Raw genomic sequence first — 22,917 nt, 5'->3', positions numbered from 1 at the left:
ATGCGGGCTTTCCAACCGGGAGCCTTGCCATGAACTTCGCCTACACCCTCGTCTACGTCGCCGATGTGGCCGCGTCACTCGCCTTCTTCGACCGTGCCTTCGGCCTGAAGACGCGCTTCCTGCACGAGAGCGGCGCCTACGGCGAGGTGGAGACCGGCGCCAGCGGCGCCAAGCTGGCCTTCGTCGACCACGCGACGGCGCGCAGCAGCGTGCAGCACGACTACGTCGCGGCAGACACGAGCGATCGCCCGCTGGGCATGGAGATCGGCTTCACGGTGGTGGACGTGCAGGCGGCCTTCGACAAGGCCGTCGGCGCGGGCGCGAAACCGCTGGCGGCGCCGCTCGCCAAGCCCTGGGGCCAGGTGGTGGCCTACGTGCGCTGCCCGGACGGCACGCTCGTCGAGCTCTGCACGGCGATGGGCTAAGAGGGTGACAGGGGGGCCTGCATGCCCGCCTTGACGCCCCGAAGCGCCCCACTCGTCGTTGCAAATGCTCGCCGCAGTCGAACTGCGGCTGCGCTTTGCGCCTAGATTGGGGCGCTTCGGGACGCCCTTTCGGGCACGCTGGAACCCTTCTCACCCTCTGCCCGCCCCGCCTTGGGGCGCAGCGCCTGGGCCACGAACAGCTGGCCGGGTGCGAGTGAAAGCTGCGGGGCGCTGATGGCGCCCAGTGAAACCACATCCACCCGCTGGGTGCCGCGGGTGTGCGAGGAGGCGTAGATGGCCATGGTGGTGTTCGATGTCGTGACTGCTGACACATGGCTTCAGCAAGGGGTGTGCCTGCTGCCCTACAGTGCCCACCCATGCGCCGTGCCGACCGCCTCTTCCAGATCGTCCAGCTCATCCGTGGCCGCCGGCTCACGACGGCGGACTACCTCGCCCAGCGGCTGGAGGTGTCGATGCGCACCGTCTACCGTGACATCGCCGCGCTGGCCCAGCAGGGCGTGCCCATCGAGGGCGAGGCGGGCGTGGGCTACCGCATGCGGGCGGGCTTCGACCTGCCGCCGCTGATGTTCAGCAAGCAGGAAGCGCAAGCCCTGGTCGCGACCGTGCGCATGGCCGAGTCGCGGCTGGACGCGGCGCTGGCCCGCCAGGCCGAGAACGCGCTGTCCAAGATCCTCGCCGTGCTGCCGCTGGACGCACGCGCCGCGGCCGAGAGCCTGGCCTTGTACGCACCGCTGCCTGCGCTGGACCCGGCCACGAGCGCCCACCTGACCGCGCTGCGCGAGGCCACCGAGGCGCGCCGCAAGCTCAGGATGGGCTACCTGGACCTGGGCGGCGTGAAGAGCGAGCGCATCGTGCGGCCGCTGGCCTGCCTGTTCTGGGGCCCAGTGTGGACGCTGGCCGCGTGGTGCGAACTGCGCAACGACTTCCGCAGCTTCCGCGTCGACCGCATCGAGACGCTGGAGGCGCTGGAGAGCTTCCGCGACGAGCCGGGCAAGACGCTGGCGGACATGAACCGGCGGCGGGAGGACTGTTGACCCCTCGCTCAGTCGCACCGCGCTGAACGCGGGTGCGCCTGATCGATCCCCCTGGGGGATGGCGATGCACGCGGCATCGAGCCGCGTGCACATCGCCCACGGCCCCCCTTGGGGGCTCAGCCGGCCGTGTCCACCAGCACGAACTGCTTGCGCACCGGCGCCACCACCTCGAACTCGCCCTCGAAGCCTGGCGGGATCACGCCGCCCTGGCCGGGGCCGACGTCGGTCGCGCCCTGCGGCCCGTGCAGCCGCACGCGGCCGCTCAGTACGTGGAAATACTCCTGCCGCGTGGCCGGGAAGACGATGCGCCAGCGGCCCGGCTCGCATTCCCACACGCCGGCCGTCATCGGCCCGGCCTCGTGCAGCACCCAGGTCCGGCGCAGCGGGTTGCCGGCGACGAGGCGGTCGGGGCGCGGGCGGTCGAGCGTGGGTTCGAGGCCGTCGGTGCCGTCGATGAGGACGATGGGATTCATGCGTTTCGGTCTTTCGCCAGCGTGGCGCCCTTCTCGTCCAGCAGCTCGCGCAGCACCGAGCGGTGGCAGCGCGCTTCGTCCATGCAGTAGCAGCCGACCGAGAAGTTCGCGTGCGCCGACAGCGTGGCCAGCAGCGCCAGCGCGTGCTGGGCATCGGGCTCGGCCATCTCGGCGCGGTACTTCTTCTTGAAGGCCTTCCACTCGGCCTCCGTTTTGGCTGCCTGACCCAGCTTCATCGTCTCCAGGCTGGGTGCGAGGGTGGGAAACCAGGTGTCGTAGTAATCGCGCCTGGCGAACTCGGCCTTGGGCACGCCCCGCGGCGGGCGGCGCACGGTGCCGATTCGGGGGCCTTCGTCGGCCGCGCGCGGGCTGCCGAGCTGGACGATGCGGATGGGCATGGCGCGTCCGTCTCCTCAGGTTCTTCCGAGAACTCGGATGACCTCGGCCTCGGCCACCGGCTTGGCGATGAAGCCGTTCATGCCGGCAGCCAGCGCGGCCTGGCGTTCCTGGTCGAGCACGGCGGCGGTGAAGGCGTGGATGGGAAGCCTGGCCGTGGCCGGATCGGCGCGCAGCAGCGCGGTGGCTTCGAGGCCGTCGACCTTGGGCATGTGCAGGTCCATCAGCACACCATCGAGCCGCCCGGCCTGGTCGCGGGCGATGGCAATGGCCTCCTCGCCGTCCTCGGCCTCGACGACCTCGGCACCCAGGCGCTGCAGCAGCGCCGTGATGATGAGGCGGTTGACCGGGTTGTCCTCGGCGACGAGCAGGCGCTGGCCGGCCAGCGGGTGGCTGGGCGGCATGGGGATGCGCCGGCGCGTGGCGGTGTCGTCGATGGTCAGCGAGCGCGGCAGGCGCAGCGAGGCCCAGAAGGTGGAGCCGTGCTGGCCGTCGCTGTCGATGCCGACATGGCCGTCCATGCGCGCGGCCAGCTCGCGGCAGATGGACAGGCCCAGGCCCGTGCCGCCGAAGCGCCGCGTCGTCGAGTCGTCGGCCTGCGCGAACGGGCGGAACAGCCGCGTCTGTTGCTCGGGTGGCACGCCGATGCCGCTGTCCTGCACCGCGATGCGCACGCGGTCGGGGCCGGCCGAGGTGAGGCTCAGCCGGATGTGCCCGCGCTCGGTGAACTTGAGCGCGTTGACGAGGAAGTTGGCGAGGATCTGGCGCACCCGTACCGAGTCGCCGATGACGAGCCGGGGCAGGTCGGCCGAGATGTCCAGGCGCATCTCCAGTCCGCGCTCGCGGCCCAGCGCGGCGCAGCCCTCGAAGCTGGCCTGGGCCAGCGCGTGCAGGTCGAACTCGACCTGCTCCAGCTCCAGATGACCCGCCTCGATCTTGGACAGGTCCAGCACGTTGGAGACGATCTCGTTGAGCGATTCGGCCGCTGCGGCGAGGTGGGCCAGGTATTTGTCGCGGTGGGCGTCTTCCGGGCCGCCCTGCTGCAGCAGCCGGGCCAGGCCCAGCACGCCGTTGAGTGGCGTGCGGATCTCGTGGCTCATCGTCGCGAGGAAGGCGCTCTTGGCGTGGCTGGCGGTCTCGGCCTGCTGCTTGGCGGCCTGCAGTTCGCGCTGTTGCCGGCGGTGCTCGGTGACGTCCTCGGCCACCCACAGCGTCGCGCGCTCGGCCTCGCTGCGGCCCGACAGCGGCGGCAGGCCGCGGGCGTCCAGGCGCACGGTGATGACGCCGCCGTCGGGGCGGGTGAAGTCCAGCTCGAAGTCCTGGGTCTCATCGGCGGCGACGCGCACGTCGGGCAGCTCCGGCGCGTCGCCGCCGAAGATCTCCCGCCAGTGCCGGTTGACGCGCTCGAACTGCCGGCCTCGTGTCAGCGCGATGCCCACGCTGGCGTGGTCCAGGATGGCATCGGCCTCGATGCGCGCGCGCTCGCGCTCCGTGATGTCGCGCGCGATCAGCATGGTCGCCGGCTCGCCGTCCCAGTCCAGCGACGCGGCGGAGACGAGCAGGTCGCGCCACTCGCCGTTCACGAGGATGGCGGAGCGGAAGTCGCGCGCGATGCCGGTGCTGGCCAGCTCGGTGACCAGGCGCTTGGGCTCGCGGCTGTCGGGCCACAGGCCCAGCTCGCGGCCGGAGCGGCCGAGCACCTCGTCGCGGCTGCGGCCGATGAGATGGCACAAGCCCGAGTTGGCGAAGCGGATGCGGCCGTCGGCGGTGTGCGCCACGCAGATGGCGTCGGGGCTGGCGCGCAGCAGCCGGTCCAGCATGCTGGCGGTGCGTTCGTGCTGCTGCAGCGTCAGCCGCTCGCCGGTGATGTTGTGGCTGACGCCGCGCCAGCCGACGTGCTTGCCGGCGTTGTCGAAGACGGGCTCGCCCGAGCTCAGCGTCCACAGCAGCCGGCCGTCGGGCGTGCGGAAGCCGTTGATGCGGTCGCGGTAAGCGCGCCGGGCGCGGATGTCCTCCACCAGCGCGTGGTAGTCGGCGTCGCGCACGAGGGCGGCGGCATCGGGCTGGCCCATCCGCAGGAAGTCGTCGCGCTTGTGCGTGGACAGCGCCTCGAACTCGTCGGACAGCCAGGTGACGCGGAAGTTCGCGTCCGCCTCCCAGGCCCAGTTGTGCGAGGCCTGCACCAGGCGGGCCAGCCGGGCCTCCTCGGTGATGGCGCGGGCCAGCGCGGTGCCCAGGATGCGGTTGAGCAGCAGCGCCGACGCCAGCCCCGCCACGGCGATGAGCAGGTGGGCGACGAGGCGGTCCAGCACGTTGGGCAGCACGGCCGCCTTCAGGCCGGGCAGCAGGCCCTGCGTCTCCAGCGCTGCCAGCACGCCGATGGCGGCGAGGTAGATCACCGCCAGCACGATGGCCGCGGCATTGCCGGCCACGCCGCCGGCCAGCGCGATGAGCAGCGCACCGGCGGCGAGGATCAGCGTGTGCACGCCCAGGCCGATGTGGGCCGCGTGCGCCACCAGGCTGAGCAGCGTGCCCACCAGCACCAGCGTGGTCGCCAGCCGCGGCAGCGCGGCGCGGTACAGCAGCGTCGCGACGCCGCCCACGCCCAGCAGCGCCAGGCCCACCAGCAGCCGCTGGCCGTCCCAGCGTCCCTGCGAGCCGAAAACCGCCTCGACGACGCCGATCAGCGCCGCCGCCGAGCCGACGATGACGACGATCCAGATCAGCGTGCGCGCCGCAATGCGTTGCAGCACGTCGCGGGCCTCGTCGGCCTCAATCGGCGCTGAAGCCATTGCGCGTGTGGGTCCCGTCACAGAAGGGTTTGGTCTGGCTGCCGCCGCAGCGGCACAGCCGGGCCTGCGCGACGCGGCAGACCATGCGGCCGGTGCCGCTCAGCACCTCGACCTGGCCGCGCAGCTGCAGCGGGCCGTTGGGCTCGGGCTCGATGTCGATGCGGCCGTCGCGGCGGACGGGCATGTCGGTGGGCAGGCCCAGCAGGCCGGTCTCCGGCTCGCCGCTGGCGGCGAAGTGGATGTCGTGGTGGCTGCCGTCGCAGAAGGGCTTGTTCTTGCTGGCGCCGCAGCGGCACAGCGTGGCGCGCGTGCCCAGCGGCGTGCCGCGCAGGTGCAGGTCGCCGCGGATGCCGTAGGGCCCGGCCTCGCGCACCGACAGCAGGTTGACGGGCGGCGGCGTCTCGTCGGGCTGGCCGTCCTTGCGGCGCACCTGGATGGCGCCGGACGGGCAGGCGTGGGCGATGTCGACGAGGCGCTCGACGGGCATCGCGTCCGGGTGCAGCCAGGGCCCCTGCACGTTGGCCAGGAACACCTCGGGCGCCCCCGTCACGCACAGCCGGGCGTGGATGCAGCGTTTGGCCTCGAAGCGCAGCTCCAGCTTCTCGCCCTGCACGATCTCGATGCCGTCGCGGACCTCGATGGGCGGTGCCGCTGGTGGTGGCGCTGCGACCGCGGGCGAGGGGGCCGGCGCGGCGGCGACCGGGGCGGCCAGGTCCAGCCCGCGCGCGGCGCGGTCGTGCAGCGCCTGCAGCTGGCTGGCGGCACGGCCGGTGCGCTCCGCGCCCAACTGGGTGTGCAGCGCGCCGGCGGTGTCGGCCAACTGGGCCAGTCGCTCGATGACGAAGCGACGCGCGCCGGGGCCGGGCGGCATGGCGGCGGTGTCGCGCAGCGCGGTGAAGCTGGCGCCAGCGTGGCAGCCGGGGTGGCTGGGCCCGGCAGGCAGGCGGGCGGCATGCTCGGCCAGCGGCGTGAAGGCGCGCATCAGGCCCACGGCCAGGTCCACGTGCAGGCTCTTCTCGGCCGACGGGCCCGGCAGCAGGTAGGCCTGGGCCAGCAGGCGCAGCATCAGCTGGTAGCTGGCGTTGGCGATGTCCACCGTCGCTGCGGCGGCGGGGTCTTCCAGCCACACGCGGCCCTCGGGGCGCGGCGGGCGGCGCAGCACCGGGTTGGTGGCGGCCGGCCAGGCGGGCTCGAAGCCGGGGTGGGTGGCGCGCAGCGCGGCCAGTTCGCCGCGGATGGCGGCGAAGCGTTGGTAGTGCGAGGTCTCGCTGTCGCTGGGCGCGCCCTCGCCCTGGCGCACGATGGCGTCGAAGGCAGCCAGCGCCGTCTTCGAGCACAGCACGGGCCTGGCGCCGCACAGGTTGAGCTCCCCGGGGCCCAGCTGCAGCGCGCGGTCGCCGCAGAAGCTGGCCGCCTCGCCGTGCTGCGCGACGAAGGCCTGAAGGTCGGCCGACAGCGTGGCGTAGAAGTGGCCCACGGTGTCGTAGTCGCGCGCCATCGGCGTGACGCGCGGCGTGGCGATGGCGCGCGTGAACGCCCGCTCGGCGGCGAAGCCCGGGCCGTCGGCCTCGGTGCTGCCCTCGGGGCGCTCCAGGAAGATGAAATGCTGCAGCGTCGCGTCGTTGAACGGCGCGAGCTTGACGACGACGCTGGCCGGCAGGTAGCCGGGGTCCAGCGGGAAGTTGCCGCGCCCGATGCGCGGTGCGCCGCCCAGCGCGGCCGTGATGTTCCAGACCGCGACGAGGTGGCCCATCTCCTCGACGGCCACGGCGATGATCTCGCGCCGCCAGCGCTCGACGGCGGCAGCCTCGTCAGCCTGCAGGCCCTCGGCTTCGCCCTGCTTCAGGCTGAAGGCCGCATAGAGGTAGGTGCACATCAGGTTGTGCTCCAGCTCGGCGGCCTCGTAGAGGCTGTGCAGCAGTTGCTCGCGGCTGGGTACCGCGGCGGTCGACGGGCTCGTCATCGTGGGGGCTCCTCCAGCAGGCGGCACGGGAGATTAGAACGCAGCGGGGCGCGCGGGGCCTCCGGGGTTTCAGGAGGCCTGGGCGCGCTTTGCGGGCCGAGCGCCGGGCCGTTCCCAAGCCGGCCCGCACTGGCGATGTGCTTGCCGGTCGAGCCGGCAAGCATCGCCATCCCCTCGGGGGATCGGCCAAGGTACTCCTTGGACGAGGGGCTCCACGTCAGGCGGTGCGCAGGCGCGGCAGCCAGGCGAGGGGGTCGAAGCGCGCGGCGGGGGCCTCCACCCAGCGGTGGAAAGGCCGGGCCAGCCAGTTGGCCAGCGCCCAGGTCGCGACGAGCATCAGCACGCCGACGGCGGGCGAGGCGCCATCGAAGTGGGCCAGCAGCGCATTCGTCAGCAGCAGCACTGGGAAGTGCAGCAGGAACAGCGCGTAGGACGGCGTGGCCCAGCCGGCCAGCGTCGCGTTCCAGCGCTGCGGCAGCAGCGGGCGGCCCTGCTGCTGGCGCGCCTCGGCCCAGGCCAGCCACAGCGCGGTGGCGAGTGCCAGCGCGAGGCGGTCGCGCCAGTCCAGCCACAGCGCCGCGCCGAAGGCCACGGCCAGCAGCACGAGGCCGGCGCGGCGGTGCCGCCACAGGCCCAGCCAGTGCACCATCGCACCCAGTCCGTAGGACGCGAAGAAGTAGGGCGCGTAGGCATCCAGCGTCGCATCGCGGTTGAAGACGAAGGCCGACGCCAGCGCGGCAGCCGCCACCAGCAGCGGCCCGACGACGAGGCGGCTCGGGTGGCGCCAGCCGCGCCGCGCCAGCCACAGCAGGCCCACCAGCACGGCGAACAGCTGCAGGTCGATGGCGACATACCAGGCGCCCACCGTCAGCGCCTCGTAGCCCAGCACGTCGTGCAGCAGCAGCGCGTGGGCCAGCAGCTGGCCCACGCTGATGTCGGTGGGCACCATCTCGGGCCAGGACGACGCGATCAGGCCGCAGGCGCCCAGCGTCAGCATCAGCGCGGCCAGGAAGGGCAGCGTCAGGCGCAGGTAGCGGCGCCACAGCAGCTCCGGCACACGCGCCTGCATCGCGCCGCCACGCGGCGACAGGCCGCGGGCGCTCAGGTAGCCGCCGACGACGAGGAAGACCTGCACCGCCATGCGGCCGTACTGGTGCATCGCGTCGGCCAGCAGCGGCAGCGCCGCGTGTGCGGCACGTGCGATGGGGCCGTAGCTCACCAGATGGTGCAGCACGATGACCTGGGCCGCGATGGCTTTCAGGGCGTCGATGTGCGGCAGTCGGCGGGAGGGGGTGGACATGGCGATGGGCAGGGCACAAAAAGAACGGGCCTGCGTGGGCAGGCCCGTTGTTTCGGACTCGTGAAATTGTACCGGCGCCACTTCGGTGGAAACCCGGTACTTGCAGGTCGTCACGAACTGATGCTTGCCGTTTACTGACCGGTCACGGTCAGTTGGTTGTCGACGGACTTCACGCCTTCCACCGCCTTGGCAATGCTCTCCGCGTGGTCCTTGTCCGCCTGGGTGGCGACCTTGCCGGTCAGCTGCACGAAGCCGTCGGCGTCAGTCTCGACGTGAACGACGGCCAGCGACGACACCTTGCTCGCGGCCAGCTGCGCCTTGATCTTGGTGGTGACGACAGAGTCCTTGACCCAGGCCTTGGCGGGGCTGGCGGGCTTGTCGTCGGCATGGGCGGCCAGCGGGCCGACCAGGGCGGCGGTGACGATCAGCGAGGCGATGTGGGATGTCTTCATCAGGGGTCCTTTCAGGTCATCGACAGCGGTGGCGCCCGATGCGCACCGCAGGACTGCAATCTATGAAGCGGCGCGGTGCGCGCCTGCCGGACGGTGCAACCGGTGCCTGTAGGAGAACGGCGCGCCAGGCGGCTGCGCCTCGTTACATCTGCGCCGGGAAGGATTCGGGCACGGCGGGCGTTGTCGGTTTGAAAGGGTCATCCGGACCCGCACAACCCGAACAACCAGGAGCCCGCTCATGAACACCTTCAAGCCCACTTTTGCTGCTGCCGCCCTGCTGCTGGCCGGCTTGGCCCACGCCGAGGACGCCGCCCCCAACGCCGACAAGCGCGCCCTGAACCTCGCCGTGCAGCGCGACGCCAAGAGCAACCAGAGCGCCGCCGCGGCCGTCAGCCTGCCGGTGGGCGACAGCGCCTGGGTGCAGGCTGGTGTCGGCCAGTCGAAGAGCCGCGACGACGTGACCGGCACGACGTACAAGCCGAAGCAGGTGTCGCTGGGCGGCGGCGTGGCGGGCAAGTGCTGGCAGGCCGGCGTCAGTGCCAGCCATCGCGGCGACGGCGACAAGCTGCGTCAGAACGACCTCGCCGCTACGGTGGACTGGAAGCCGGTCGACGGCGTCGTCGTGGGCCTCGACGCGACGAAGCGCAATGCGCGCGCCCGCGGCACGGTCGCGTCGGCCAGCGGCGGCGCCGCCACGCCGGTGGAGCAGCGCGTGAAGGGCCACGGCGTGGGCGTGCACGGTGCCGTCGCGGTGACGCCGCGCTTCACCGTCTACGGCGCAACCATGCACAACCGCTACACGACCACCACGACGACGCAGACGACCGCCGGCAGCGGCGGCCTGCTGGCCGGCGTGCCGCTGCTGCAACAGGCGAGCACGTCCGCCGTCAACCGTGACGAGGCCGCGCTGGACCGCAGCCACCAGCTCGGCGCCACCTACCGCGTCAGCGACCGTGTCGCGTTGAACGGCGAAGTGATGCAGGACAAGCTGCACGACGGCGGCAACCTGCGCACCGTGCAGATGAAGGCCGAGATCGCGGCTGGCGGCGGCTGGACCCTCACGCCTGGCGTGGGGCGCAGCCGGGCGTCGAACGGTGTTGGGACGAACTACGGGGTGCTGGGGGCGAGCTATGCGTGGTGAGCTGAGTCGGGCGCCTATGCGTTGACTGCTCGCGTCGCTGCCCAGACCGACTCGAAGAGCTGGGCGGAAATCACGAAGTAATGGCCGTATTCCGGCTTCGAGGCTTCTGCGTCATCCCATGGGCCTTCCGGAAGAATTCCCAAATGATCTGCCGCATGTGTTTCGGTATACCGGAGCGCGGTGCCGTTGGAGTTGATTTCCAAGTACCGGACGTAATAGCCGTCTGCGTCGATTTCCGCGTAGCTGACGTACTCGTCGACGCCGACAGTATTCCCGGATGAACAGTAGAGGCGATAGTTCATTGGGGACGAATGAGGTGGTTCGCTTGGCGAGATGATCGTGGGCAATTCTCAATGTGCCCCGGGCACCGGGTCATCATCATGCCCAACGCCGTCCTCGCCTTCTGGTTCCACGAAATCAAACCCGCCCAGTGGTGGACCGTCGATCCCGCCTTCGACGACCTGATCCGCACCCGCTTCGGCGCATTGCACGCCCAGGCCTGCTGCGCCGAGCTGTTCTCGTGGCGCTCCACGCCTGAAGGCCGGCTGGCCGAGGTCATCGCCATCGACCAGTTCGCCCGCAACATCCACCGCGGCACGCCGCAGGCCTTCGCGGCGGACCCGCTGGCGCTGGCCCTCGCGCAGGAGGCCGTGGCGGCGGGTGACGACCTGAAGCTGCCGGTCGAGCAGCGCGCCTTTCTCTACATGCCCTACATGCACAGCGAGTCTGCCGCCATCCATGCGGTGGCCGAGCCGCTGATGAAGGCGCGCGCGCCGGCGCACACCCACGACTTCGAGCTGAAGCACAAGGCCATCGTCGACCGCTTCGGGCGCTACCCGCACCGCAACGCCATCCTCGGCCGTGCGTCCACGCCCGAGGAGGCGGCGTTCCTGACGCAGCCCGGCTCCAGCTTCTGAGCCGGCATCGCGGGCAAGCCCTGCGAGGCCGGCTGTGCAGTCGTGATTCAATGCAGGCATTGGAACCGATTCCACTTCTGCCGCCCGACATGCCCAGCAAGACCATCGCCGCCATGCTTCTCTCCGCCAGCGCCCTGGCTGCGCCGCTGACCAGCCCCGCCGCGCCGCCGACGCCGGACTTCGGCCCCAACGTCCACGTGCTGAGCCCGTCCACGCCGGGCCTGCAGCAGCGCATCCTGGACATCTACGAGGCCCAGCAGCCCAACCACTTCGGCCCGCGCCGCGACGCCATCCTGCTGCTGCCGGGCACCTACGAGAACCTGCGCATCCCCGTCGGCTTCTACACGCAGGTGCTGGGCCTGGGCCGCCAGCCGGACGACGTGCATGTCGTCGGCGACCTGCGCGCCTCGGCGCTGCTGGACAACGACAACGCGACGAGCAACTTCTGGCGCGGCGCCGAGAACTTCGCGGTGACGCCGACGCTGGGCATCGGCGACAACACGATGCAGTGGGCCGTGTCGCAGGCCATCCCGTTCCGGCGCATGCATGTGCGCGGCAACATGCGGCTGAACCAGAAGAACGGCTGGGCCAGCGGCGGCTGGTTCTCTGACGTGCTGGTGGATGGCCAGGTCAACTCGGCGACGCAGCAGCAATGGCTGTCGCGCAACAGCGAGTGGGCGAGCTGGACCGGCTCCAACTGGAACATGGTCTTCGTCGGCGTGCCGCAGGCGCCGGCCGGTGAGTTCCCGACGCCGGGCCAGCGCTTCACGAAGGTCGACAGGACGCCGCTGGTGCGCGAGAAGCCCTATCTCTTCGTCGACAAGGATGGGGCCTACGCCGTGCGCGTGCCGGCGCTCAAGCGCGACAGCGCCGGCGTGTCGTGGGCGCATGGCGCCGCCGAGCCGGGCAGGACGCTGCCCCTCGGCCGGTTCTTCATCGCCAGGCCCGGCGACACGGCGGCCAGGCTCAACGCCCAGCTGGCCGCCGGCAGGCACCTGCTGCTCACGCCGGGCGAGTACCTGCTGACGCAGCCGCTGCAGGTCAGCCGCCCCGGCACCGTCGTGCTGGGCATCGGCTTCCCGACACTGCGCTCGGACAACGGCGCGCCGCTGGTGAAGACGGCCGACGTGGACGGGCTGACGTTGGCGGGCCTGTTCCTGGATGCCGGCAGGCAGGACGCCGGTGTGCTGATGGAAGTGGGCCGCGAAGGCAGCAAGATCCGTCACCGCGCTGACCCGACCGTGCTGCACGACGTCTTCTTCCGCATCGGCGGCGTGGCGGCGGGCCGAGTTCACACGGCGCTGCGCATCCACGCGCACGACACGCTGGTGGACCACACGTGGATCTGGCGCGCCGACCACGGCGATGGCGTCGGCTGGACGAGCAACCCGTCCGTACACGGCCTCGTCGTCGACGGCGAGGACGTGACCATCTACGGCCTGTTCGTCGAGCACTTTCAGCAGGAGCAGGTCGTCTGGCGCGGCAACGGCGGGCGGGTCTACTTCTACCAGTCCGAGATCCCCTACGACCCGCCGACGCAAGCCGAGTGGACCGACGCGGCCGGCGGCCGCGGCTTCGCGTCGTACAAGGTGGCCGACACCGTGACGCGCCACGAGGCCTGGGGGCTGGGCATCTACAGCGTGTTCCTGAAGCCCGACGTCGTGCTGGACCGCGCCATCGAGGCGCCGGATCCGAAGCGCGCGCCCGGCGTGCGCTTCCACCACATGATCACCGTCTGCCTCGTCGACAAGGGCAGCATCGAGCACATCATCAACGACACCGGCGACGCGGCGCGCTGCCAGGGCGGCAGCAACACGGCGACGCTGAAGGACTACCCCTGAGGTGACGCGAGTGGTGGGTGATCCGGCCTCGTGGCTGCAGGGCGGGCGCGTTCGCGGTATGGTCGCGACCGACCTGCAACGACGCCATGGACAACCTCGACCTCAACGTATTGCGCACGGCGGCCGGCTGGCGGGCGGAAGCCCGTGGCGTCGTGCTGGGCACGATCACCCGCACCTGGGGCTCGGCGCCCCGCCCGGTAGGCTCGCTCGTCGCGGTGCGCGACGACGGGCTGATCGCCGGCTCGGTGTCCGGCGGCTGCATCGAGGACGACCTCGTCGCCCAGCTGCGCGCCGGCAGCCTGGCGCTCGCCCGTCCGACGCTGCTGCGCTACGGCGTCGGCGCCGAGGAGGCGCGCCGCTTCGGCCTGCCTTGCGGCGGCACGCTGGAGCTGATGCTGGAGCCGCTGGGGCCGCAGTCGGCCGTCGATGAACTGCTGGCCCGCCTGACGCGCGGCGAGCGTGTGCGCCGCGTGCTGGAGCTGGCTACCGGCGCCGTGACGCTGGCGCCCGCCGAGCGTGGTGCCGACACTTTGGAGCTGACCGATACCCGGCTCGTCAGCCATCACGGCCCGCAGTGGCGGCTGCTGGTCATCGGCGCCGGCCAGATGACCGACTACCTCGCGCAGATGGCGCTGGCGCTGGGCTACGGCGTGACCGTGTGCGACCCACGCGCGGAGTACGCCGACGGTTTCGCGCTCGCGGGCGTGACCCTCACGCGCGACATGCCCGACGACGTCGTCATGGCTTTCCAGGTGGACGACGCCACCGCCATCGTCGCGCTGACGCACGACCCCAAGCTCGACGACCTGGCGCTGATGGAGGCACTGAAGAGCCCGGCCTTCTACGTCGGCGCCATCGGCTCGCGCGTCAACCAGGCCAAGCGCAAGGCTCGCCTGGCCGAGCACTTCGACCTGACCGGTGAGCAGCTCGACCGCCTGCACGGCCCCGTGGGCCTGGACATCGGCGCCCGCACGCCGCCAGAGATCGCGCTCAGCATCCTGGCCGAGATGACCGCCGTGCGCTACCGCGCGGGTGGCGTCAAGGCCGAAGCCGGTTGCATCGTTTGAACGCGTAGTGCCCTTTTTCGGGCCGAGCGCCGGACCGCCCCAAGCCGGCTCGTCTGGCGATGTTGCCCGGGCTCGATGCCCGGGCAATCGCCGTCCCCTCGGGGGACCGACCAGACGCGTCCGCGTTCAGCGAGACGCGACTGGGCGAGGGGCACTTACTTCATGGTGTACCCACGGCCGTCCATGCACGCTTCGACGGCGCGGTTGAACACGCTGGCGTCGGCCTGCGCGTTGGGCTGCGTCGTCGCCCAGCGGTTGCATTCGCGGCGGTCGTTCTCCAGCTGTTCGTTGGACTGTCCGTTGCGCGGGTAGATGATGGGGTCGGCCTTGGGCGGCGGCGGGGGCGGCGCCGGCTGGACCTGGGCCGCCGTCGTGGCCTCCGGGGGCGGTGCGGCCACGATGTAGCCCTCGGGCACGGCGCGGTAGTACACGCCGTTGGCGTAGTAGTAGGGCAGGCCGCCGATGGTGACCGTCACGTAGGACGGCGGCAGCAGCGGGATGACCAGGCCTACCGGCGGCAGCACGACGCGGTAGCGCGGGCCCCAGGGCTGGTACCAGACGCCGCCGTGGAACCAGTAGCGCCCCGGCCCGGCGCCGACGACGACGGCGCCATGCGGCACGTAGGGTGCGACGTAGCCCGGGGCGGGGTAGTAGTGGTCGTGGTGGTAGCGGTTGTCGAACACCATGCCGATGTTGGCGCTGACGCGCACGTCGGCGTGGGCGGCCGGGGCCGACAGCGTGGCGCACAGGGCCAGCACGGCGGCGAGGGAGGGGGTGAGCAGAGCCTTCATGATCGTCACACGGGGTAGCCGGGAAGGAAATGATGCAACGCCGCCAGCCTGCGCGGCGTGGACGTCCCTGGTTTTGCGGCCACGTAAAGTTCGCCGCCCAGCCTTCTCCAGCCTTTCGTCCCATGATCGAACTGCACTACTACCCCAGCAACGCCAGCTTCGCGCCCCACATCCTGTTGGAGGAACTGGGCGTGCCCTTCACGCTGCGCACGGTGGACCGCGCCAACAACGAACACAAGTCGCCGGCCTACCTGAAGCTCAACCCCAACGGCCTGATCCCGGTGCTGGTGGACGGCGACCTGGTGCTGTACGAGACGGCCGCCATCCTCATGCACCTGGCCGACTGCCACGGCCGCTTCGCGCCGGCGCCCGGCACGCCCGAGCGGGCCCAGTACTACAAGTGGATGGTCTGGCTGACCAACACGCTGCAGGCCATGCTGATCCACTACTTCTACCCGGACCGCATGGCGACCGACGCCGCCGAGGTGAAGGCCCGCGCCGAGGCGCAGGTCGCGACGATGCTGGACCAGATGGACGCCGAGCTCGCGCGCCATGGCGGCGACTGGTTCCTGGGTTCGGAATACACGGCGGTGGACCCGCTGGCCTTCATGCTGTGCCGCTGGACGCGCATGCAGGCCCGGCCGGCCAAGGCGCGACCGGCGCTGGGTGCCTACCTGAAGCGCGTGTTCGAGCGGCCGGCGACGCAGCGGGTGGTGGCGAAGGAGAAGCTGGCAGACCCGGTGTACTGACGTCTCAAGGCGCCGCGCACAGGCAGTGCACCGCCGCGGCGCGCTCCCAGCGCCCCTGGGCCGACTGCTTCGCCAGGTCCTTCAGCGCTGCCAGTTCCTCGGCCACCGGCGCCGGCAGCGCGTCCAGCCCCAGCGCCTGGCCGAAGGCTGCGGCCACTGACGGCGCCAGGGCGTCGGTCAGCGAGGCCAGCAGGCGTTCCTTGCGGCTCATGTCGCGCTCCACATAGGACACGCGCGGCTTCTCGCCGTCCTTGAGCTCCAGCTTGCCCAGCTTTGCCGCCGTCTGGACTGCGTCGTCAAAGCTGCCCAGGCGGTCGACCAGGCCGCGCTCCTTGGCCTGTGCACCCGTCCAGATGCGGCCCTGCGCCACCGTGTCGATCTTCTCCGGCGTGCTCTTGCGCGCCTGCGCGGCGAGCACGGTGAAGCGGGAGTAGACGTTGTCGATGCTGGACTGGATGACCGTCTGCAGGCGCGGGTCCAGCGGGCGGCGCAGGTCGTAGCCGCCGGCCAGCCAGGTCGTCGTCACGCCACCGGTGTGCAGCGACAGCTTGTCCATCAGCCCTTCGGCCGTCGGCAGCAGGCTGAACACGCCGATGCTGCCGGTGATGGTGCCGGGGTCGGCGATGACGGCGTCGCTGCTGGTGGAGATCCAGTAGCCGCCCGAGGCCGCCACGTCACCCATCGACACGATGACCGGTTTGCCGGCCTTGCGCGTCAGCTCCAGCTCGCGGCGCACGATCTCGGACGCGAAGGCGCTTCCGCCGGGCGAGTTCACGCGCAGCACGATGGCCTTGATGGCGTCGTCCTCGCGAGCCTTGCGGATGAGGCGGCCGGTCGAGTCGCCACCGATGCGGCCCGCGCCGGCATCGCCGTCGACGATCTCGCCCTCGGCCACGACGATGCCGATGCCCGGCTGCAGCTTGTTGGGCGCAGCGGCATCGGGCACATGGGCCAGGTAGTCGTTCAACGAGACCTGACGGAAGGTCTTGCCCTGCTCGTCCTTGGCACCCTTGGCGATGAGCAGGTCGCGCATCTCGTCGCGCGTTTTCAGCCCGTCCACCAGCTTGGCCTGCAGCACGAGCTTGGCGCCGTCGCCCTGGACGGCGGCGAGCAGCCGGGGCAGGTCGGCGATGGTCTTGGCGATGCTGCCGGGCTCCAGCTTGCGTGCGGACTCGATGGCGCCCGTGAAGCCGTTCCACAGCTCGCCGTAGACCAGGCCTTCCGCCTCCAGCGTCGCGGGGCTGGGGCCGTTGGCGGTGTAGGGCTCGGCGAAGCTCTTGTAGGTGCCCACCTTGATGACGTGGGCCGTCACGCCCAGGCGGTCCAGCGCGTCCTTGTAGTAGGTGCGGTAGCGGCCGAAGCCCTCCAGCATGACCGCGCCCATCGGGTGCACATAGACCTCGCTGGCCTGCGCGGCCAGGAAATAGCCGCGCTGGTTGTAGTCGTCGGCATAGGCGTACACGGGCTTGCCGGAGGCCTTGAAGCGCTGCAGCGCCGCGCTGACCTCGTGCAGGCCGGCCAGGCCGGAGCCGCCCAGCTCGTCGACGTCCAGCAGCACGGCGCTGATCTTGTCGTCCTTGGCGGCGTGGTCCAGCACGGCCAGCACGTCGCGCAGCCGGGTCTGGTGCGGCACGCTGCGGCCCTGGGCCTGGGCGAGCAGCTGCTCGCGCGGGCTGCCGGAGTACTGCTCGACGAGCGCGCCGTCGAGCTTGACCACCAGCGTCGTTTTCTCCTGCAGCGGCTTGGGGCCGCGCGCGAGGATGGCCGTCACGACGATGACGATCAGCAGCAGCACGAACAGGTTGGTCAGCGCGCGGCGCGTGCCGTCGAGCAGCCACCAGGCCTTGGAGAACAACCAGCCGATTGAGGAGAACAGGGACTTCATCGACAGCGACCTTGAAGGATTGAGTCGCAGCGATTGTGAGGGTGAGTCGCTTAGCATCCGTCGGTCACGGTTGTGAGGACACCTCATGCTTGCTTGGCCCGGCTGGACCCGACGTCTCAACGAGCACTTTCCCCTGCGTTACTTGAGCTGGGTTGCCTGCGGGCTGCTCGCGCTGTTCTTCGCCTTGCGCTGGAGGATGGGCCTCACCGACGGGGTGATGGCACTGGTGTTCCTCGCGCTGTCGCTGCAGGGCCTGCGCGACGTGCGCCAGACGCGCCACTCCATCCTGCGCAACTACCCGGTCATCGGCCACCTGCGCTTCCTGCTGGAGTTCATCCGCCCCGAGATCCGCCAGTACTTCGTCGAGGGCGACACCGATGCCGCGCCGTTCTCGCGCGCCCAGCGCTCCATCGTTTACCAGCGCGCCAAGGGCGAAGCCGACCAGCGCCCCTTCGGCACGCAGCTGGACGTGGGCGCGCGCGGCTACGAGTGGATCAACCACTCGCTGGCGCCCACGCACCTGAGCAGCCACGACTTCCGCATCACCATCGGCGCTGGCCGTGCCCAGCCCTACTCGGCCAGCGTCTTCAACATCTCGGCGATGAGCTTCGGCGCGCTCAGCGCCAACGCCATCCTGGCGCTGAACAAGGGCGCCAGGCAGGGCGGCTTCGCGCACGACACCGGCGAGGGTTCCATCAGCGCCCACCACCGCGTGCACGGCGGCGACCTGATCTGGGAGATCGGCTCGGGGTACTTCGGCTGCCGCAACGACGACGGTTCGTTCAGCGCCGAGAAGTTCCAGGCCGCCGCGGTCGACCCGCAGGTCAAGATGATCGAGCTCAAGCTCAGCCAGGGCGCCAAGCCGGGCCACGGCGGCGTGCTGCCCGGCCCCAAGGTCACGGCCGAGATCGCCGCCGCGCGCGGCGTGCCGGAGGGCGTGGCGTGCATCTCTCCGGCCCGCCACAGTGCGTTCTCCACGCCGGTGGAGATGATGCAGTTCATCGAACGGCTGCGCACGTTGTCGGGCGGCAAGCCCACCGGCTTCAAGCTCTGCATCGGTCACCCGTGGGAGTGGTTCGCGCTGGCCAAGGCCATGCTGGAGACCGGCATCACGCCGGACTTCATCGTCGTCGACGGCGCCGAGGGTGGCACCGGCGCGGCACCGCTGGAGTTCACGAACTATGTCGGCGCGCCGCTGCAGGAGGGCCTGCTGCTGATCCACAACACGCTGGTGGGCCTGAACCTGCGCGATCGGATCAAGATCGGCTGCGCCGGCAAGGTCACGACCGCCTTCGACATCGTGCGGCTGATGGCGCTGGGCGCCGACTGGTGCAACTCCGCCCGCGGCTTCATGTTCGCGCTGGGCTGCATCCAGGCCCAGGCCTGCCACACCGGCCATTGCCCGACCGGCGTGACAACGCAGGACCCGGTGCGCCAGCGCGCCCTCGTCGTGCCCGACAAGGCCGAGCGCGTCGCCAACTTCCACCAGAACACGCTGAAGGCGCTGAAGGAGCTGGTGGAGGCCGCCGGCCTGTGCCACCCGCAGGAGATCACGGCGCAGCACATCGTGCACCGGCTGGACAAGCACGAGGTGCGGCTGCTGGCCAACCTGATCCCCTTCGTCGAGCCCGGCTCGGTGCTGCGCGGCGAGCTGCCGCACAACACCTTCCGCGTCTACTGGCCGCTGGCCAGCGCGCACAGCTTCGCGCCACAGGGCAACATCCAGCGCTCACCTTGACTCGGGGGGCAACCGCCTGGACGTGGGGGTTATCCGGTTTCGGGCACTGCAAGTTAGGGGGTTGGGGCGCACAATGCGCGGCGCTGTTACCGCCGCCATGCCAACCGTCTACCTCCTCCGCCTCAGCGAGCCCACCTTGCAGCGCACGCGCTCGCAACTGCTGCAGGCGCGCGATATCGAACTGGCCGGCAGCCTGAGCAACCTGACGGATGCGCTGGGGGAGATCGCCTCGCTCGCGCCCGACATCGTCGCCAGCGACCTGCGCCTGGTGGACAGCCATGCGATGCGCGTCGCGGCCGAGCTGGGCCGCCTGCCGGTGCGGCCGCAGCTGCTGCTGCTGACGCCTACGGCCGACGATCTGCAACTCTTCGCCGCGCTGAGCGCCGGTGCCAACGCGTATCACGTGGATGACGGCAGCGGCGCCGGCCTCGTCGAGGCGCTGACGCGGCTGCACGACCGGCGCGCCATGCTCAGCCCGCAACTGGCCCGCCAGGCGCTGGCCGCCTTCGGCATCGAGCGCAGCCCGCTGGCGATGGCCTGCCAGGGGGCCGCGGCGCTGGACACCACGCCCGCCGGCCGTCAGATCGACCAGTCCAGCCGCCACCTGCTGACGCTGCTGGCGCAGGGCCTGCTGCTGGCCGAGATCGCGTCGCTGTGGAAGCTGGGCATCGCCGAGATCGAAGCCCGCATCTGGCGCCTGGTGCGCCTGCTGCATGTGCGCTCACGCGAACTGCTGATCGCCTGAGGGCCGCATCCGCCTGCTGCGCGGCCACATGGCGGGCCTGCGCTGCTCGCCGTACGGGTGTACGGCTGTGCTGCTCGACCCACCCTGAGGCCGCTCGCGACGGCGGCTGCAGCCCTCAGATGGATCAGGCGGGGATCGTGTCCGCGAAGCTCTGGCGCTGCGACAGCTTGTCCATGTGACGCGCCAGGTTGGGGTAGTCCTCGCGCCAGTTGATCTCCGGGAAGCGGAACTCCAGCCAGCCCAGCGCGCAGCCGACCGAGATGTCGGCCAGCGAGAAATGGTTGCCCGAGCACCAGGCCTTGTCGCCCAGGCCCTGGCTCATCGCTGCCAGGCCGGCATTGACCTTGACCAGCTGGCGGTCGATCCACGCGGGGCTGCGCTGTTCGTCCGGGCGGTGCACCCAGGTGCGCTCCAGGCGCACGAGGACGCCGGCGTCCATGACGCCGTCGGCCAGCGCCTCCCAGGTGCGCACCTCGCAGCGCTCGCGGCCGCGGTCGGGGATGAGCTTGCCGACCGGCGACAGCGTGTCCACGTATTCGACGATGACGCGCGAGTCGAAGACCGCGCCGGTGATCGAGTCCTGCCCTTCCATGACCAGGCAGGGCACCTTGCCCAGCGGGTTCATCTTCAGGATGGCGTCGCTGCCCCAGACGTCTTCGAGCACCAACTGGTAGTCGAGCTTCTTCTCGGCCATCACGATGCGTACCTTGCGCACATAAGGGCTGGCGAGCGAACCGATCAACTTCATCGCAGTCATAGGGCAAACACGGGGGTCACAAGTCGAAACGATTCTAGCCAGCGGCCCTTGACGATCTGCCCGTGAAAAAGGCCTGTCGGCATGGCCCGACAGGCCCTGGGAAAAAGGGGTTGCCAGCCCTGCGTGGCGCCCCCAAAGTGTCGCCCGGCCCACTGCAGCAGACGGTGGCGTGTTCACCAGGGAGATTCCATGTCCGACCTCAACGCCGCCTCTGACGCGGCGTCTTCGCCGTTGCCCGTCGCTGTTCCGCGTGTCCTCGAAATCCGCTTCACGGGCTCGGGCAGCGAGTACTTCCGCATCTGGGCGGTCAATCTGCTGCTCATCCTCGTCACGCTGGGCCTGTACCTGCCGTTCGCCAAGGCACGGCGCATCCGCTACTTCTACGCCAACACGCTGGTCGACGGTCAGGCGCTGAGCTTCCACGGCGACCCGTGGAAGATGTTCCGCGGCTTCGTGCTGCTGGTCGTGCTGATGGGCGCCTACAGCATCGCCGGCAAGGTGTCGGCCGTGGCGGCCGTCGTCGCCTTCCTGATCCTGTGCCTCGTCTGGCCGGCGCTATGGCGGGCCTCGCTGCAGTTCCGCCTCGGCAACACCAGCTGGCGCGGCCTGCGCATGCGCTTCGAGGGGCCGCTGAAGGGGGCCTACCTGGCCTGCGTCCCCAGCTACGTGCCGGCCCTCATCCTCGTCGCCAGCGCGCGCGGGCTGGACCCCGAGGCGATGAAGGCCGCCGGCGGCATGACGCCGGCCCTGATGCTGTACAGCCTCGCATCGCTGTGCCTGTTCGTGTTCGCGCCGTGGTCGCTGACGCTGTTCAAGCGCTACCAGCACAACGGCTACGGCATTGCCGGCCAGCGCAGTCGCGTCAAGCTGTCGGTCGCCACGGTCTACCTGCTGGGCCTGAAGACCTGGGGCGTGGCCATGCTGCCGATGTTCGTGGCCGGCGTGTTCGCGGCGGTGATCCTCGGTGTGGCGTACGGCCTGGGCGATGGCGGTGCCGCCGTTGGCACCATGCTTGTGATGGTGGCCATGTCGATCTGCTACCTGCTGATGTTCGTCGTCGTCATGCCCTACGGCGCCGCGCGCATGCAGAACCTGGCGTGGAACGGCACGCGCAGCGAGGCGCTGAGCTTCAGGAGCACGCTGAAGTTCCGTTCGCTGTTCGGCCTGACGTTGAAGAACTGGCTGCTGACCGCGCTGACGCTGAGCCTGTACCGCCCCTTCGCCGCGGTCGCGACGGCGAAGCTGCGGCTGGAGGCCGTGACGATCACCAGCCAGGAAGACCCGGCCGACTGGGTTGCCGCCGTCCAGGCCGGCCATGCCGACGCGACGGGCGACATCGCCGGCGACTTCTTCGGCATCGACATGGGGCTTTGATGGCAGAGGCGCCCCGCCTGACGGCGGACTGGTTCGACGGCCGCAGCGCCCGCGCGCGGCCGGTGGAGGTCTGGTGCGATGGTGCGACGCTGCACTTCGGCGGCCACAGCGCGCCGCTGCGCGGCGTGACCTGGCCCGAGCGCCAGCGCCACGGCCAGCGGCAGATCCTGCTGCCGGGCGGCGGCCTGCTGAGCTTCGCCGATGCGGCGGCCTTCGACGGCTGGGCGCTGGCGTCGGGCCGTGGCGACAGCGTCGTCGTGCGTTGGCAGCAGAGCTGGCGGCTGGCGTCGCTGTCGCTGGTGCTGCTCGTCGCCGGCCTGGCTGCGGCCTACCGCTGGGGCCTGCCCTGGGCGGTGGACCGGGCGGTCGATGCGCTGCCCGTGTCCGCCGAGCACGCCATCAGCCAGCAGTTGCTGGCCGGGCTGGACCGCGACTGGCTCCAGCCCAGCCGCCTCGATGCCACGCAGCAGCAGGCCTGGCGCACGCGCTGGACGGCCGTCATCGCCAGGGCACGCGCGAACGGCGGGCCTGTGGTGCCGCCGTACTTCGAGATCCACTTCCGCGACGGCGGCAAGGCGCTTGGGGCCAATGCCTTCGCGCTGCCGGGCGGCGACATCGTCGTCACCGACGAACTGCTGAAGCTGCTGGACGATGAGCCCGACGTGGTGCTGACCGTGCTGGCCCACGAGCTGGGCCATGTGCAGCACCGCCACGGCTTGCGCATGCTGATGCATGCGGGTGCGGTCGGCATCGTCGCCTCGGTCATCGTGGGCGACTTCTCGTCGCTGCTGGCCGCCGCGCCGGCCGTGCTGGCGAGCAATGCCTATTCGCGCGACAACGAGCGACAGGCCGACCTCTACGGCCGCACGCTGGCCCGCGCCGGCGGCGTGGACGCGTCGCGCATGGCGGTGTTCTTCGAGCGCCTGGCGCAGAAGCACGCGGCCACCGTGGGCAGCAACCCGCTGGCCATCGCCTTCAGCACCCACCCTGCCGACGCCGAGCGGATTGCCTTTTTCAAGCAAGAAGCCGCGGCAGCCCCCAAAAACTAGAATCGCG

Annotated in this window: 22 protein-coding genes; 11 read left to right on the top strand and 11 right to left on the bottom strand. The window is 70.8% G+C overall.

Going from position 1 to position 22,917, the window contains the following annotated elements; genetic code table 11:
• Nucleotides 1-29 precede the first annotated feature (29 nt).
• Entirely contained in the window at nt 30-425 is a 396-nt protein-coding gene (locus tag ACG04R_RS01755) for a VOC family protein (RefSeq protein WP_394405951.1), read from the top strand.
• A gap of 101 nt (nt 426-526) precedes the next feature.
• On the opposite strand, the gene ACG04R_RS01750 is transcribed toward ACG04R_RS01755, so the two are convergent.
• A complete protein-coding gene (locus ACG04R_RS01750; protein ID WP_394405950.1) occupies nt 527-727 on the bottom strand; it encodes a hypothetical protein in 201 nt (66 codons plus the stop codon).
• 75 nt (nt 728-802) lie between these two features.
• Between ACG04R_RS01750 and ACG04R_RS01745 the strand changes: the two genes are divergently transcribed.
• Nucleotides 803-1,480 carry a helix-turn-helix transcriptional regulator gene (locus tag ACG04R_RS01745; RefSeq protein ID WP_394405949.1) on the top strand — a complete coding sequence of 226 codons (678 nt, stop codon included), beginning with the start codon at nt 803-805 and terminating at the stop codon, nt 1,478-1,480.
• Between the two features lie 116 nt (nt 1,481-1,596).
• Here ACG04R_RS01745 and ACG04R_RS01740 read toward each other — a convergent pair whose 3' ends face one another.
• From ACG04R_RS01740 to ACG04R_RS01715, 6 genes are all read right to left on the bottom strand, one after another.
• Nucleotides 1,597-1,953, bottom strand: a complete 357-nt coding sequence (locus tag ACG04R_RS01740; RefSeq protein WP_394405948.1) for a cupin domain-containing protein — start codon at nt 1,951-1,953, stop codon at nt 1,597-1,599.
• A complete protein-coding gene (locus ACG04R_RS01735; protein WP_394405947.1) occupies nt 1,950-2,351 on the bottom strand; it encodes a DUF488 domain-containing protein in 402 nt (133 codons plus the stop codon). Before ACG04R_RS01735 ends, ACG04R_RS01740 begins: the two co-directional genes overlap by 4 nt.
• 15 nt (nt 2,352-2,366) lie before the next feature.
• Nucleotides 2,367-5,141 carry an ATP-binding protein gene (locus ACG04R_RS01730; protein WP_394405945.1) on the bottom strand — a complete coding sequence of 925 codons (2,775 nt, stop codon included), beginning with the start codon at nt 5,139-5,141 and terminating at the stop codon, nt 2,367-2,369.
• Nucleotides 5,122-7,104: a ferritin-like domain-containing protein gene (locus tag ACG04R_RS01725; protein ID WP_394405944.1), complete on the bottom strand. Its 1,983-nt coding sequence runs from the start codon at nt 7,102-7,104 to the stop codon at nt 5,122-5,124. The genes ACG04R_RS01730 and ACG04R_RS01725 overlap by 20 nt, the downstream gene beginning before the upstream one ends.
• 217 nt (nt 7,105-7,321) lie before the next feature.
• Nucleotides 7,322-8,404, bottom strand: a complete 1,083-nt coding sequence (locus ACG04R_RS01720; RefSeq protein ID WP_394405943.1) for an acyltransferase family protein — start codon at nt 8,402-8,404, stop codon at nt 7,322-7,324.
• A 131-nt stretch (nt 8,405-8,535) separates the two neighbouring features.
• On the bottom strand, nt 8,536-8,856 hold the full coding sequence (locus tag ACG04R_RS01715) for a BON domain-containing protein (RefSeq protein WP_394405942.1): 321 nt from the start codon (nt 8,854-8,856) through the stop codon (nt 8,536-8,538).
• A gap of 238 nt (nt 8,857-9,094) precedes the next feature.
• Here ACG04R_RS01715 and ACG04R_RS01710 point away from each other — a divergent pair, with 238 nt between their 5' ends.
• Nucleotides 9,095-9,997, top strand: coding sequence for a hypothetical protein (locus tag ACG04R_RS01710; RefSeq protein WP_394405941.1), 903 nt, complete (start codon nt 9,095-9,097; stop codon nt 9,995-9,997).
• 14 nt (nt 9,998-10,011) lie between these two features.
• Here ACG04R_RS01710 and ACG04R_RS01705 read toward each other — a convergent pair whose 3' ends face one another.
• Nucleotides 10,012-10,299 (bottom strand): hypothetical protein, encoded by a 288-nt coding sequence (locus ACG04R_RS01705; protein ID WP_394405940.1) that lies wholly within the window; start codon nt 10,297-10,299, stop codon nt 10,012-10,014.
• Between the two features lie 78 nt (nt 10,300-10,377).
• On the opposite strand from ACG04R_RS01705, the gene ACG04R_RS01700 reads away from it, so the two are divergent.
• The 3 genes from ACG04R_RS01700 (at nt 10,378) to ACG04R_RS01690 (ending at nt 13,822) form a co-directional block, all read left to right on the top strand.
• A complete protein-coding gene (locus ACG04R_RS01700; RefSeq protein ID WP_394405939.1) occupies nt 10,378-10,914 on the top strand; it encodes a DUF924 family protein in 537 nt (178 codons plus the stop codon).
• Nucleotides 10,915-11,003: 89 nt separating this feature from the next.
• Nucleotides 11,004-12,755 (top strand): hypothetical protein, encoded by a 1,752-nt coding sequence (locus ACG04R_RS01695; protein ID WP_394405938.1) that lies wholly within the window; start codon nt 11,004-11,006, stop codon nt 12,753-12,755.
• A gap of 86 nt (nt 12,756-12,841) precedes the next feature.
• Nucleotides 12,842-13,822 (top strand): XdhC family protein, encoded by a 981-nt coding sequence (locus ACG04R_RS01690; RefSeq protein ID WP_394405937.1) that lies wholly within the window; start codon nt 12,842-12,844, stop codon nt 13,820-13,822.
• Nucleotides 13,823-13,977: 155 nt separating this feature from the next.
• On the opposite strand, the gene ACG04R_RS01685 is transcribed toward ACG04R_RS01690, so the two are convergent.
• Nucleotides 13,978-14,613 (bottom strand): DUF6515 family protein, encoded by a 636-nt coding sequence (locus ACG04R_RS01685; protein WP_394405936.1) that lies wholly within the window; start codon nt 14,611-14,613, stop codon nt 13,978-13,980.
• 122 nt (nt 14,614-14,735) lie between these two features.
• Here ACG04R_RS01685 and ACG04R_RS01680 point away from each other — a divergent pair, with 122 nt between their 5' ends.
• Nucleotides 14,736-15,362 carry a glutathione S-transferase family protein gene (locus ACG04R_RS01680; RefSeq protein WP_394405935.1) on the top strand — a complete coding sequence of 209 codons (627 nt, stop codon included), beginning with the start codon at nt 14,736-14,738 and terminating at the stop codon, nt 15,360-15,362.
• Nucleotides 15,363-15,366: 4 nt separating this feature from the next.
• Here ACG04R_RS01680 and sppA read toward each other — a convergent pair whose 3' ends face one another.
• On the bottom strand, nt 15,367-17,247 hold the full coding sequence (sppA, locus tag ACG04R_RS01675) for a signal peptide peptidase SppA (protein ID WP_394405934.1): 1,881 nt from the start codon (nt 17,245-17,247) through the stop codon (nt 15,367-15,369).
• An 85-nt stretch (nt 17,248-17,332) separates the two neighbouring features.
• On the opposite strand from sppA, the gene ACG04R_RS01670 reads away from it, so the two are divergent.
• Both ACG04R_RS01670 and ACG04R_RS01665 read left to right on the top strand, forming a co-directional pair.
• The gene (locus ACG04R_RS01670; RefSeq protein ID WP_394405933.1) at nt 17,333-18,985 is read left to right on the top strand and encodes an FMN-binding glutamate synthase family protein; all 1,653 of its coding nucleotides are present in this window, start codon (nt 17,333-17,335) and stop codon (nt 18,983-18,985) included.
• Between the two features lie 97 nt (nt 18,986-19,082).
• Complete coding sequence (locus ACG04R_RS01665) at nt 19,083-19,730, top strand: response regulator (protein ID WP_394405932.1); 648 nt, start codon at nt 19,083-19,085, stop codon at nt 19,728-19,730.
• 124 nt (nt 19,731-19,854) lie between these two features.
• On the opposite strand, the gene ACG04R_RS01660 is transcribed toward ACG04R_RS01665, so the two are convergent.
• The gene (locus ACG04R_RS01660) at nt 19,855-20,478 is read right to left on the bottom strand and encodes a glutathione S-transferase family protein (RefSeq protein WP_394405930.1); all 624 of its coding nucleotides are present in this window, start codon (nt 20,476-20,478) and stop codon (nt 19,855-19,857) included.
• A 198-nt stretch (nt 20,479-20,676) separates the two neighbouring features.
• Here ACG04R_RS01660 and ACG04R_RS01655 point away from each other — a divergent pair, with 198 nt between their 5' ends.
• Nucleotides 20,677-21,861: a YjgN family protein gene (locus ACG04R_RS01655; RefSeq protein WP_394405928.1), complete on the top strand. Its 1,185-nt coding sequence runs from the start codon at nt 20,677-20,679 to the stop codon at nt 21,859-21,861.
• A complete protein-coding gene (locus ACG04R_RS01650; protein ID WP_394405926.1) occupies nt 21,861-22,910 on the top strand; it encodes a M48 family metallopeptidase in 1,050 nt (349 codons plus the stop codon). The genes ACG04R_RS01655 and ACG04R_RS01650 overlap by 1 nt, the downstream gene beginning before the upstream one ends.
• Nucleotides 22,911-22,917 lie beyond the last annotated feature (7 nt).

The sequence above is a fragment of the Pelomonas candidula genome, assembly GCF_043555985.1.
Lineage (GTDB): Bacteria > Pseudomonadota > Gammaproteobacteria > Burkholderiales > Burkholderiaceae_C > Pelomonas > Pelomonas candidula.
The sequence above is the reverse complement of the archived record's forward strand: the minus strand, read 5'-3'. Positions and strand labels throughout refer to the sequence as shown.